The organism is Aquabacterium sp. (assembly GCF_021768455.1).
Taxonomy (GTDB): domain Bacteria; phylum Pseudomonadota; class Gammaproteobacteria; order Burkholderiales; family Burkholderiaceae_C; genus Aquabacterium.
Genome location: NZ_JAIZVX010000132.1, coordinates 1 through 12,122 on the forward strand (window position 1 = coordinate 1; position 12,122 = coordinate 12,122).

The 12,122-nt window shown below is 66.4% G+C and carries 11 protein-coding genes and 1 pseudogene; 9 read left to right on the top strand and 3 right to left on the bottom strand.

Annotated elements, in window-relative coordinates; all coding sequences use genetic code 11:
* Window positions 1–185 precede the first annotated feature (185 nt).
* Complete coding sequence (locus tag QZ994_RS15400; protein ID WP_290873544.1) at window positions 186–809, top strand: chalcone isomerase family protein; 624 nt, start codon at window positions 186–188, stop codon at window positions 807–809.
* A 13-nt stretch (window positions 810–822) separates the two neighbouring features.
* Here QZ994_RS15400 and ubiE read toward each other — a convergent pair whose 3' ends face one another.
* From ubiE to QZ994_RS15415, 3 genes are read right to left on the bottom strand one after another with little or no spacing between them, the layout of a single operon-like run.
* Window positions 823–1,554 carry a bifunctional demethylmenaquinone methyltransferase/2-methoxy-6-polyprenyl-1,4-benzoquinol methylase UbiE gene (ubiE, locus tag QZ994_RS15405; protein WP_290873547.1) on the bottom strand — a complete coding sequence of 244 codons (732 nt, stop codon included), beginning with the start codon at window positions 1,552–1,554 and terminating at the stop codon, window positions 823–825.
* 9 nt (window positions 1,555–1,563) lie between these two features.
* Window positions 1,564–2,856, bottom strand: a complete 1,293-nt coding sequence (locus QZ994_RS15410; RefSeq protein ID WP_290873550.1) for an NAD(P)/FAD-dependent oxidoreductase — start codon at window positions 2,854–2,856, stop codon at window positions 1,564–1,566.
* Between the two features lie 30 nt (window positions 2,857–2,886).
* The gene (locus QZ994_RS15415; protein WP_290873553.1) at window positions 2,887–4,128 is read right to left on the bottom strand and encodes a GGDEF domain-containing protein; all 1,242 of its coding nucleotides are present in this window, start codon (window positions 4,126–4,128) and stop codon (window positions 2,887–2,889) included.
* 201 nt (window positions 4,129–4,329) lie between these two features.
* On the opposite strand from QZ994_RS15415, the gene QZ994_RS15420 reads away from it, so the two are divergent.
* From QZ994_RS15420 to QZ994_RS15455, 8 genes and pseudogenes are all read left to right on the top strand, one after another.
* Window positions 4,330–5,142: a TIGR00266 family protein gene (locus tag QZ994_RS15420; RefSeq protein WP_290873556.1), complete on the top strand. Its 813-nt coding sequence runs from the start codon at window positions 4,330–4,332 to the stop codon at window positions 5,140–5,142.
* A 90-nt stretch (window positions 5,143–5,232) separates the two neighbouring features.
* Window positions 5,233–6,285 carry a YncE family protein gene (locus tag QZ994_RS15425; RefSeq protein ID WP_290873559.1) on the top strand — a complete coding sequence of 351 codons (1,053 nt, stop codon included), beginning with the start codon at window positions 5,233–5,235 and terminating at the stop codon, window positions 6,283–6,285.
* Window positions 6,269–7,150 (top strand): polysaccharide deacetylase family protein, encoded by an 882-nt coding sequence (locus QZ994_RS15430; RefSeq protein WP_290873562.1) that lies wholly within the window; start codon window positions 6,269–6,271, stop codon window positions 7,148–7,150. The genes QZ994_RS15425 and QZ994_RS15430 overlap by 17 nt, the downstream gene beginning before the upstream one ends.
* 24 nt (window positions 7,151–7,174) lie before the next feature.
* Window positions 7,175–8,170 (top strand): sterol desaturase family protein, encoded by a 996-nt coding sequence (locus QZ994_RS15435; protein WP_290873565.1) that lies wholly within the window; start codon window positions 7,175–7,177, stop codon window positions 8,168–8,170.
* A 33-nt stretch (window positions 8,171–8,203) separates the two neighbouring features.
* Window positions 8,204–9,115 carry an EI24 domain-containing protein gene (locus tag QZ994_RS15440; protein WP_290873567.1) on the top strand — a complete coding sequence of 304 codons (912 nt, stop codon included), beginning with the start codon at window positions 8,204–8,206 and terminating at the stop codon, window positions 9,113–9,115.
* Window positions 9,116–9,126: 11 nt separating this feature from the next.
* On the top strand, window positions 9,127–9,921 hold the full coding sequence (locus QZ994_RS15445) for a molybdopterin-binding protein (RefSeq protein ID WP_290873570.1): 795 nt from the start codon (window positions 9,127–9,129) through the stop codon (window positions 9,919–9,921).
* Window positions 9,922–10,229: 308 nt separating this feature from the next.
* Window positions 10,230–11,648, top strand: coding sequence for a type I glutamate--ammonia ligase (gene glnA, locus QZ994_RS15450; RefSeq protein WP_290873573.1), 1,419 nt, complete (start codon window positions 10,230–10,232; stop codon window positions 11,646–11,648).
* 190 nt (window positions 11,649–11,838) lie between these two features.
* Window positions 11,839–12,122 (top strand): annotated as a pseudogene (locus QZ994_RS15455) (hypothetical protein); the annotation flags it as partial.

Here is a 12,122-nt window from a genome sequence, read left to right on the forward strand (position 1 = left end):
GGCATTGACAGGGCGCAAAAGAATGCCCAGCATGATACTGGCCGTATATTGCAGAGTTAATGTAATATCGCCGCCGTTGACGCAGATCGCCCCTCGTTTGTGCCGGGCGATCAGGACCATGCCAGCCGTCGGCCGTGGTCGTGTAACGCCACCCGCCATCCCACACGCCTGCTGCAGGAGTCGCCATGAGCCAGCGTCCGCTTTCCGCCTTCTTGCCTCTTGCCCTTCGGGCGTGGTGTCGCCCGGTCATGCTGGCTGGCCTGTTGGGGGCGTCGCTGCCTGCCTGGGCCGACAAGGTCGTGGCCGGTGTGCGTTTCGATGGCGAGCAGATGCTGGCTGGGCAGGCGCTGCAGCTCAACGGCGCCGGCTTGCGCGTGAAGATGATCGTGAAGGTCTACGCCGTCGGGCTGTATGCGCCGCAGCATGCGTCGATGCCGCAGGACATGCTGGCGATGCCAGGGCCGAAAAGCCTGCGCATCGTCCTGCTGCGTGACGTGACCGTGGCACAGCTCAACGAGGCACTGGTGAACGGCATGCGGGCCAATGCCAGCGAAGCCGAGCTGGCCGGGCTGGACGCGCGGCTCTCCGCGTTCGAGGCCGCGATCACGCGGGGTGGTGACGCCCAAAAGGGCAATCTGATCCAGATCGATTACCTGCCGGAATCGGGCACACGCCTGAGCATGGGGCAGCGGGTGCTCACGCAGCCCGACATCCCTGGCGAGGATTTTTACCGTGCGCTCCTGCGCATCTGGTTGGGTGACAAACCCTCCGACAGCGGCCTCAAGCGCGACCTGTTGGGTGGCGCCTGAGGCAAGGCTCAGTTCAGCACTTGATGCCCATGTGCAGGGCCACGACGCCCCCGGTCATGTTGTGCACGTCCACGTGGCCGAAGCCGGCGGTCTTCATCATCGCCTTGAGCGTGGCCTGGTCCGGGTGCATGCGGATGGACTCGGCCAGGTACTGGTAGCTGGCGGCGTCGCCCGCCACGAGTTGGCCGATCTTGGGCAGGATCTTGAACGAGTACCAGTCGTAGACCTTCTCGAGCGGCTTGGCCACCTTGGAGAACTCCAGCACCAGCAGGCGGCCACCGGGCTTGAGCACGCGGTTCATCTCGGCCAGGGCCTTGTCCTTGTGCGTCATGTTGCGCAGGCCAAAGGCCACGGTGACGATGTCGAACGTGCCCGTGGGGAAGGGCAGTTGCTCGGCATCACACAGTGTGGTTGGCAGGATCACCCCGCTGTTGAGCAGGCGGTCGCGGCCCGTGCTGAGCATGGCCTCGTTGATGTCGGTGTGCACCACGGTGCCAGTGGGGCCTACGCGCTTGGCAAAGGCCTCTGAGAGGTCGCCCGTGCCACCGGCGATGTCGAGCACCTTGTGGCCTTCCCGGGCACCGCTGGCTGCGATCGTGTAGGTCTTCCACAAGCGATGCAGGCCCATCGACATCAGGTCGTTCATGACGTCGTACTTGTTGGCCACCGAGTCGAAAACGCCGCGCACGCGCTGTGCCTTCTGGGACTCGTCAACCTGCTGGAAACCGAAATGTGTGCTGCTCATGGTGCGAGTTTAATCTGCGTGGGGAGCCGAAAACGGCGTCAGGGCGCGGGCGCAGGCCATGGCGCTGGCCCAGGCCCACTGGAAGTTGTAGCCACCGAGCCAGCCGGTCACGTCGACCACCTCGCCGATGAAGTGCAGGCCAGGGATCCGCTGGCTTTCCATCGTGCGGGAGCTGAGTTCGCGCGTGTCGACGCCGCCGGCCGTGACCTCGGCCTTGGCATAGCCTTCCGTGCCGTGAGGCAGCAACTGCCAGGCATTGGCGGATTGGCCCAGGGTGTCGAGGTCCTTGTCCTTGAGTTCGGCCAGCGCGGCTTCTGGCTGCAGGGCTGGGGCCTGTCCGGCGATGAGGGCGAGCCAGGTCTGGGCCAGGCGCTGCGGCACGGCTTCGCCCAGTGAAGTGGCCCATTGGGTCGACAGTTGCTTGCGTGAGCCGGCCTTGGCCTGTTTCAGGGCCGTGGCCAGGTCGCGCTGAGGAGCGAGGTTGAGCGTGAGGGGCTGCCCGGCTTGCCAGAAGCTGGAGATCTGCAGGATGGCGGGGCCACTGAGGCCGCGGTGGGTGAAGAGCAGGTCTTCCAGAAAGTGCGCGTCGCCCGCCTTCTTGCGCTTGCCGCCCAGGCCTTCCGGCAGGGGCACGCTGACCTCCACTTCGAGCGAGATGCCAGCCAGCGGGACGAAGGGGGCCCAGACCTGCGGGTCGAAGGTGAGGGGCACCAGCGCCGGGCGCAGGGGCACCACACGGTGGCCGAGTTGGGCCGCCAGCCTCTGACCGAAGTCGGTGGCGCCGATTTTCGGGATGGAGGGGCCTCCGGTGGCCACCACCACCTGGTGGGCCTTGATCAAGCCCTGGTCGGTGTCGAGTTCGAATCGGGCCTGGCCCTCCGCGGCGCCGGCCTGAGGGCGCACGGCGCGGACACCACAGGGCTGCCAGCGCGTCACGCCACCGGCTTCGCATTCCTTCAGCAGGACCTGGATGATGTCCTCGGCGCGGTGGTCGCAAAAGAGCTGGCCTTTGTGTTTTTCGTGCCAGCGCACGCCGTGCTGCTCGATCAGGCCGATGAAGTCGGCCGGGGTGTAGCCCGCCAGGGCCGAGCGGCAGAAATGCGGGTTCTCGCTCAGGAAGTTGGCAGGGGTGGCGTCCCGGTTGGTGAAGTTGCAGCGCCCGCCGCCCGAGATGCGGATCTTCTCGGCCACCTTGGGGGCGTGGTCGAGCACCAGCACCTTCAGGCCGCGCTGGCCCGCTACCCCCGCACAAAACAGACCGGCCGCACCTGCGCCGATCACCACCACGTCGTAAACAGTCATGGGGGGGATTGTCGCCGCTGTGGGCCAGGCTCAGCGAGGCGTCAGGCCCAGGGGGCGGCGAGGCGGGCATGCCTTGGGGTCGCCGGCAGCTGCCGCTTCGGCGGGCGTAGCGCGGTGGGGCGGGATCTGGCTGGCTTCGGCCAAGGCCAGGTCTGCGCGCTGAATGGCTTCGGGCAGGGCCTCGCCAGCCTGCATCTGCACGACCCCGAAGCTCAGGCTCAGCAGCGGCTGCCCCTGCGAGCCGCGCTCGCGGTCGACATGGCGCACCATGCGCTGGGCCACGTGCAGGGCGTCGTCGATGGAGGTGTCGGGCAGCAGGGCGATGAACTCGTCCCCACCCAGTCGGCCCACGATGTCTCGGCTTCGCAGCATCTTGCGGGCGCTGCTGGCGACCAGCTTCAGTGCTTCGTCGCCCGCGGCGTGGCCCCGGGTCTCGTTCAGTTGCTTGAAGTGGTCGATGTCGAAGCGCATCAGGGCCGCGCGGCCCGGGGTGCAGAGTTTCAGGGTCTGCTCGGCCATGTCGTTGAAGTGCCGACGGTTGGGGACCTGGGTGAGCATGTCCACATCGGCCAGCACGCGCAGCTGGCGGTGGGACTCGCGCAGGTCCTGCTCGGTGCGCTCGTAGGTGAGCAGCAGGCACATGTAGACCGAAAACATCACTCCGATGACCAGGCCGAGCAGCACCACGGGCTGCTGGATCACGTTGGGATCGCTGACCGGCACGCCCCAGTGGCCCATGGCCGAGGTCAGGCGCGGCACCTGGATCAGGGCCCCCAGCACCAGGAAGAGCAGGACGGCCTTGAGGTAGGGGCTCTGACGCCAGTCCCGGATGGATTGCACCTGCCAGGTCGTGTAGAGGTAGCAGCCAATGTTGAACAGGCTGAACACGGCCACGCGGGCCGCCACATTCTGCGCGTCGTGGAACCACACCATGGCGTAGACGCTGGCCCCGGCCAGGGGCAGGACCATGTCGACCCAGTCGGCGGTGGGGAAGCTGCTGCGGGCATAAAAGCGCCGCATGCCCGCCAGCATGGTCAGGGGCCATTGCAGGGAGAGCAGCACCGACAGGGGCAGGGCCCAGGGGCTGGCGTCCTTGAGGTAGAGGCAGGCGGCGCCCAGCATGTTGAGCCACTGGGCGGCGGTCCACCACCAGTAGCCCTGGTAGGTGCGCTGACTCAGCCCCACCAGGGTCATGATCGCCGCCGCGGTGGCCAGGATCAGGCAGACCAGCAGGGTGAGGGTGGGCAGGTGCAGGTGGTCGAGGGCGGGCATCGTGGTGGGTGTGGAAGGCGCCACGGAAGGAGGCCTGCAGGGCAGGGCGGAACTCGGCCACAATGCGGCGCGATGCCATGCCCCCCATGCATCCGCGCAGATTGTGCGGCGCCGGGGCGGGTGTGGCTACCCCGTGAACACCTGGGGCGTCCTGGTGCGACCAAGCCGGGCGCGCTCCGCTCTTTTGCAGGAGAAGCAGACATGGCCATGGACGTGGTGGATTTTGAGATCAAGGGTGCCGAGATGCAGTTCGTCGAAGTCGAACTCGACCCCGGCGAGGCGGCGATCGGCGAGGCCGGCAGCATGATGTTCATGGACGCCGGCATCGAGATGGACACCGTGTTTGGCGATGGCGCCAAGCAGTCTGGCGGCTTCTTCGGCAAGCTGATGGGCGCCGGCAAGCGCCTGATCACGGGTGAAAGCCTGTTCACCACGGTCTACACCAACCAGGGATCCGGCAAGAAGCGTGTGGCGTTTTCTGCACCTTACCCCGGCAAGATCCTGCCCATGAACCTCTCCCAGTTGAGGGGTACGCTGATCTGCCAGAAGGATTCTTTCCTGTGTGCGGCCCGTGGGGTGTCGCTGGGCATCGCCGTGCAGCAAAAGCTGGGCACCGGCTTTTTCGGCGGTGAGGGCTTCATCATGCAGAAGCTCGAGGGCGATGGTCTGGCCTTCGTGCACGCAGGTGGCACGGTGGTGCGCCGTGAGTTGAAGGCCGGCGAAACCTTGCTGGTCGACACGGGCTGTGTCGTGGCCTACACCCCGACCGTGGATTTCGACATCCAGTACGTCGGCAAGGTCAAGACGGCGCTGTTCGGTGGCGAGGGCCTGTTCCTGGCCCGCCTGACGGGGCCCGGCCATGTCTGGCTGCAAAGCCTGCCGTTCTCGCGCCTGGCCTCGCGCATCTTCGCTGCCGCCCCGCAGCGTGGCGGCAGCCGGGAAGAGGGTTCTGTGCTGGGTGGATTCGGCGCTGGTGGCCTGCTGGGCTCGGTGCTGGGTGGCGACGACGAGTGAGCGCGGGCCCGCGCCCGGCTTGTCCTGCCTCAGAAGGCGGGTGGGCGCGGGCGCTTACACTCCCGGGCTTGACCGCAGGCCAGCCCACTGATGAACTTCTCCCTGTTTTCCAGCTCGCGCCGCGAGCTTGTTCGCCGACCCCTTGGCGCCATGCTGCACATCGGCCTCCTGTGGGGGCTGGTGTCCTCGACGGCCCTGGCCCAATCGGCGCCCGCCCCGCAGCACCCCATCTTTGCGCTGAATTCGCTGGACGCGACCATCAGCATCATCGACCCGGTCAGCTTCAAGGAGTTGCGCCGCGTGCCCACGGGCAAGGAGCCGCACCACCTCTACCTCTCGCCCGACGAGAAGTCGCTGCTGGTGGCCAACGCCCTGTCTGACTCGCTCACCCTGCTCGATCCCAGAACCGGACAGGTCCAGCGTGTCATCGATGGCATCTCCGACCCGTATCAGCTGCGGTTTTCGCCCGACATGAAGTGGCTCGTGACCGTGGCCAACCGCCTCGACCACGTCGACATCTACCGCTCGACGCCCAATCCGGCCGGTGGCGTGAACCTGACCCTGGCCAAGCGTGTGCCTTCGGGCAAGACGCCCAGCCACGTCTACATCGACACCCGCAGCACCGTTGCCTATGTCTCGATGCAGGACAGCGATGAGCTGGTCGCCGTCGACCTTGCCACCCAGGCGCTGCGCTGGAAGATCAAGGTCGGCAAGATGCCTGCCGACGTCTTTCTCACGCCCGATGACAAGCAGTTGCTGGTGGCCCTCACGGGTGACAGCGTGGTCGAGGTCTACGACGTGAGCGGCGCCAAGCCGGTGCTCAGCAAGCGCATCAAGACGGCCGATGGCGCCCACGCCTTCCGCGCCTGGGGTGACAAGCGCCACGTGCTGGTCAGCAACCGGGTGGCCAACACCATCAGCAAGATCGACATGCAGACCATGACCGTGGTCGACAACTATCCTGCGCCGGGTGGCCCGGACTGCATGGACTTCCTGGCCGACGGCAAGACCATCATGGTCACCTCGCGCTGGGCCCGCAAGGTGACCTTCATCGACACCACCACCCGCAAGGTGGTGCGCCAGGTGCCCGTGGGGCGTTCTCCGCACGGTGTGTGGACGCTGGACCATGCGCCGCGCCAGTGAGCCACATCGCGTAAGTGCCACCCGCGGGCCGAGCCTGGGCCGGCGCTTCAGCGTCAAGCTGGCGGTGTGCGGTCTGGCGCTGTTCGCTCTGTTGCCCCAGGGCTTTGCTGCCGCCGGCGCAGCCGTCCCGGTGGCGCCTGCCTGCGACAAGCCGGTCTACCTCACCATCGACACCGGTCACATGGGCGTGGCCCCTCTGATCGTGGACGTGCTCGCGCGGCACCATGTGAAGGCCACGTTCTTCCTCGCCAACGAGCGCACCCAGGCTGTGGAGGGTCGCCCGGAAGGCAGCACCCTCGATGCCCATTGGGCCGACTGGTGGAAGCGCCTGGCGGTGCAAGGCCATGACTTTGGCTCCCACACCTGGGATCACCTGCTCTGGCGCGCCGACGCGCAAGGCGGCTTCACCATGAAGCCCACGGCCGGCCCCCAGGCCGGAACGGTGCAGCACCTGTCTGCGGCCGAATACTGCGACCAACTGGCCCGGCCAGCCCGCCGCTTCGCCCAGATGACAGGCCAGCCCATGCGCGCGCTCTTCCGTGCACCGGGCGGCAAGACCTCGCCCGCCTTGCTGGCGGCTGCCCAGGCCTGTGGCTGGCAGCACGTGGGGTGGTCAGAGGCGGGTTTCCTGGGCGACGAATTGCCCAGTGACCGTTACCCCAACCAGCGCCTGCTGGACCAGGCCCTGCAGCGCATTCGCCCGGGCGATGTCCTCATGATGCACCTGGGCATCTGGTCGCGGAAGGAACCTTGGGCGCCCGCCGTCCTCGAACCCCTGATCGTGGGCCTGCAGGAACGGGGCATGTGCTTTGCCACCTTGCGGGAGCACCCGCGTTTTGCCCAGGTGGGGCCTGCCCCGCGCTGACCCTTTGCCCTTCCCGTTGCCACCATGCTGGACGACACGCTGATCCTGCCGCTCACGGACGCCTTTGGCCAGGCACAACAGGCCCTGTTTGAAACCGTGGTCCAACCCCTGGTCTACGCCCTGGGCTGGGGCAACCTGCTGGAAGACGCCTACACCGCCACCGGGTGGCTGCTGGTGGGCCTGATCCAGTTGCTCGTGATGTTGTGCGTGATCGCGCCCCTGCAGCGCTGGCGGCCGGCCGACCTGAACGCGCCGCGCAGCGCGGTGCGGGTCGATGTGCTCTACACGCTCATCCACCGCCTGGGCGCTTTCCGCGTGGCCATGTTCTTCTCGGTCGAGCCCCTGCTGGACATGCTCTTTGGCGAGGCCAGTGTTCACGGCATCCAGGGTATTCAGCTCGATGCCCTGATGGCCCCCTGGTGGCCTGGCATCAGCGACACGGCCTGGGCCAGTTTCGTGGTCTACCTGCTGGCCTTTGACCTGCTTGATTACTGGATCCACCGTGGTCAGCACCAGGTCGACCGCTGGTGGGCCTTGCACGCGGTGCACCACAGCCAGCGCCACATGACCATGTGGAGCGACAACCGCAATCACCTGCTGGACGATGTCCTGCGTGACGTGATCATCGCCTTCACCGCGAGGGCCATCGGCGTGCCGCCAGGCCAGTTTGTGGCCGTGGTGGCCGTGACGCAGTTGCTGGAAAACCTCTCTCACGCCAACGCGCGCCTCAGCTTCGGGTGGTTGGGCGAGCGCCTGCTGGTCGGGCCGCGCTTCCATTGGCAACACCACGGCATCGGGGTGGGCCACGAGGGCGACGCCGGGGTCGGCAGCCTGGGAGGCTGCAACTTCGCGGTGCTCTTCCCCATCTGGGACATCGTGTTCGGCACCGCCCGCTTCGACGGTCGCTTCGAGCCCACCGGCATCCGCGACCAACTCCCCGAGCATGGCGGGCGCGACTACGGGCAAGGCTTTGTCGCCCAGCAGTGGCTGGGGCTCAAGCGGCTGCTGTCGGGCGGCTGAGCCGACCCTTCCGGCCTTCGGTATGCTGGGCACATGAACGCCCGCCCGACCGAGAACCCGCCTGCCGCCTTGCCCGGTCTGCTGCCCTGGCAGACCTGTGTGGACGCCCTCTGGCGCGCATTGGCCTGCTGCCTGCATCCGCGGGTCGTGTTTCTCTCGCTTCTGCCCCTGTTGCTGGCGATGGCGGCCCTGGGTGGTCTGGCCTGGCTCTTCTGGTCGGACGCCGTGGCCGCGGTGCGGCAGGGGCTGGACGCCTGGTCGCTCAGCCTGGCCCTGCTGGCCTGGATGGACACCATCGGTGCGACCGCCTTCCGCTCGGTGCTGGCGCCCGTCATCGTGCTGATGGTTGCGGTGCCCGTGGTGGTCGTGGTGTGTCTGCTGCTGGTGGCCGCTCTGATGATGCCCGCCATCGTCCAGCTGGTTCGGTCGCGTCGCTTTCCTGGCCTGGTGTCGCGCCACGAGGCCAGCGTGTGGCAGTCCCTGTTGTGGTCTCTGGGGGCCACCCTCATGGCTTTGTTCGCGATGGTGGTGAGCTGGCCGCTGTGGTTCATCCCGCCCATGGCCATGGTCCTGCCGCCCCTGATCTGGGGTTGGCTCACTTACCGGGTCATGGCGTTCGACACCCTCTCCAACCTGGCCACCCCCGAAGAGCGCCAGGCGCTGCTGCGCGCCCACCGCGTGCCGCTCATCGGCATGGGCGTGGTCACCGGCCTGCTGGGGGCCGCGCCCTCGGCTCTGTGGGCCCTGGGTGCGCTGGCCGTGGTCATGGCGCCGCTGCTGGTGCTGGTCTCCGTCTGGCTCTACACCCTGGTGTTCGCCTTCTCCAGCCTCTGGTTCGCCCACTACCTGCTGGCGGCGCTGAACGACCTGCGGCAGCCGCCCTCAACGACCCTGCAGCCCGCCACCGTGGGCCTGCATCCACTCCCTGCTCCCCCGCATCCTTGAACGGACACCCCATGATCGGACTCATCATCATCGGCGACGAAATCCTCAGCGGACGCCGCCAGGACAAGCACCTGGCCAAGGCCATCGAGCTGTTGAACGAGCGGGGCATGGCCCTGTCCTGGGTGCGTTACGTGGGCGACGACCCTGAGCGCATCACGGCCGACATCCGCCATGCCCTGGACAGCGGCGACGTCGTGTTCTCCTTTGGCGGCATCGGCGCCACGCCCGATGACCACACGCGCGCCTGCGCCGCCCGCGCCACCGGTCGTGAACTGCGCCTCCATCCCGAGGCCGAACCGCTGATCCTGGGACGTTGCCGCCAGATCGCCGAGCAGGAGGGCAAACCCTTCGAGCCGGATTCGCCGGACACCCTCCGCCGTCTGCAGATGGGGCACTTCCCGGAGGGCGCCGAGATCATCCCCAACCCCTACAACCAGATCCCCGGCTTCAGCCTGGCGGGGCGGGTGCACTTCGTGCCGGGCTTCCCCGTCATGGCGTGGCCCATGGTGGCCTGGGTGCTGGACACCCTGCACCCCGCGCTGCACGGCACAGGTCGCCAGGCCGAGAAGGCGGTGGTGGTCTACGGCGCCATCGAATCCGTGCTCACGCCGCTGATGGTCGAGATCGAGGCGCACTTCGCGCCGGTCAAGGTGTTCAGCCTTCCGAGCGTCGACCACCCGGTGCACGGGCGCCACATCGAGCTGGGCGTCAAGGGCCCTTCCGACGTGGTGGATGCGGCCTTTGAGGACATGATGCTGGGCTTGTCCCAACTTGGTGCAAAGACGGGCCCCGTGTCGGTGCGCTGACTGCTTCCACCAAAAAGTGAACCAATGTGGTGCATTTTGGTGCCGCAGGCAAGGTGATGACAGCTTTGTTCGGGGTGCTGAGCCCGATCCTGACGCGTTTGGGTGCGTGGTGCGGGCAGGCCGACTACCCGCTTCGGTGCAGGGCTTGTGCCGTGTGTGCCATGGATCGGCGGTCTCGCCGTGCGCCATGACTTGATCTCGCAGCGCTGGCGGCACGGATTCTGCTATTACACTTCGCCCTGTTTCTGATCTGGAAACAGACCACCCTTTCTTCTCGCATTCATTAAGCCTTCTGCTAGGAGCACCTGATGGCCAACAAGACCGTCGCCGACGTGATGAAGCTGGTGAAGGACAACGAAGTCAAGTTCGTTGATTTCCGCTTCACCGACACCCGCGGTAAAGAACAGCACGTGACCGTGCCTGTGTCCCATTTCGACGAAGACAAGTTTGTCTCGGGCCATGCCTTTGACGGTTCGTCCATCGCTGGCTGGAAGGGCATCGAAGCCTCCGACATGCAGCTGATGCCTGACCCGAACACGGCCAACATCGACCCGTTCTTCGAAGAGCCGACCCTGATCCTGACCTGCGACGTCATCGATCCGACCGACGGCAAGGCTTATGAGCGCGATCCCCGCTCGCTGGCCAAGCGCGCCGAGGCCTATCTGAAGTCCTCCGGCCTGGGCGACACCGCCTACTTCGGTCCGGAACCCGAATTCTTCGTGTTCGACTCGGTCCGTTGGGGCAACGAGATGTCGGGCAGCTTCTTCAAGATCGAATCTGAAGAAGGCGCCTGGGCGACCTCCAAGGAATACGAGCACGGCAACAGCGGCTACCGTCCCACCGTCAAGGGCGGCTACTTCCCTGTGCCTCCCGTTGACTCCTTCCAGGACATGCGCTCGGAAATGAGCCTGATCCTGGAATCGGTCGGTATCCCTGTCGAAGTGCACCACCACGAAGTGGCAAACGCCGGCCAGATGGAAATCGGCACGAAGTTCAGCACCCTGACCGAGCGCGCTGACTGGCTGCAACTGCAAAAGTATGTGATCACGAACGTGGCCCATGCTTACGGCAAGACCGCCACCTTCATGCCCAAGCCCATCGTTGGTGACAACGGTTCCGGCATGCACGTGCACCAGTCGATCTGGAAGGACGGCAAGAACCTGTTCGCAGGCGAAGGCTATGCCGGCCTGAGCGAGTTCGCCCTGTACTACATCGGCGGCATCATCAAGCACGCTCGCGCCCTGAACGCCATCACCAACCCGGGTACGAACTCGTACAAGCGTCTGGTGCCTGGCTTCGAAGCCCCGGTGAAGCTGGCCTACTCGGCCAAGAACCGCTCGGCCTCGATCCGCATTCCGTACGTGGCGAACCCCAAGGGCCGTCGCATCGAAGCGCGCTTCCCCGATCCTTCGGCCAACCCCTATCTGGCCTTCTCGGCCCTGATGATGGCCGGTCTGGACGGCGTGGAAAACAAGATCCATCCGGGCGAAGCCGCCACGAAGGACCTGTACCACCTGCCGCCGGAAGAAGACGCACTGATCCCGACCGTGTGCCACAGCCTGGACCAGGCTCTGGAATACCTGGACAAGGACCGTGCCTTCCTGACCAAGGGTGGCGTGTTCACCGATGCCTACATCGACGCTTACATCGAGCTGAAGATGCAGGAAGTGACCCGTTTCCGCATGGCCACTCACCCTGTCGAATTCGACATGTACTACGCCCTGTGATTCCTTCGGGAACACGGTGCCGGGCCTTCGGGCCCTCCCGGAAGGGGCGACGCGAGTCGCCCTTTTTTTTGGCCTGCGCGAGGCCTTCGGGGCCGGTGGCGGTGTTGCTTTTCAGGTCGTGGGCAGCCGGGCTTGCGGGCATACTGGCTGCTGCGCCAAGCTGGGCGTGAGCCTTTCCATGCGTGAGACGATGACCCACATGACTGAACTGCTGCAGGCGAGCCCCGTGATGGGCGAGCAGGGCCGAAAGCGACGCGCGAGCATGGCGCCAACGCTGTGCCTGGGCGTGTTGGCCCTGGCCATGGCGACCACGGCCCATGCCGAAGACAAGCCGGTCTACCGCTGCCCAGGCAACCTCTACACCGATGCGCTTTCGCCCAAGGAGGCGCAGAGCAAGGGCTGCAAGACGCTCGACGGGGCGCCCATCACGGTGATCCAGTCGCCCGTGGCGCGCAGTTCCGGTGGCGGTGGGGG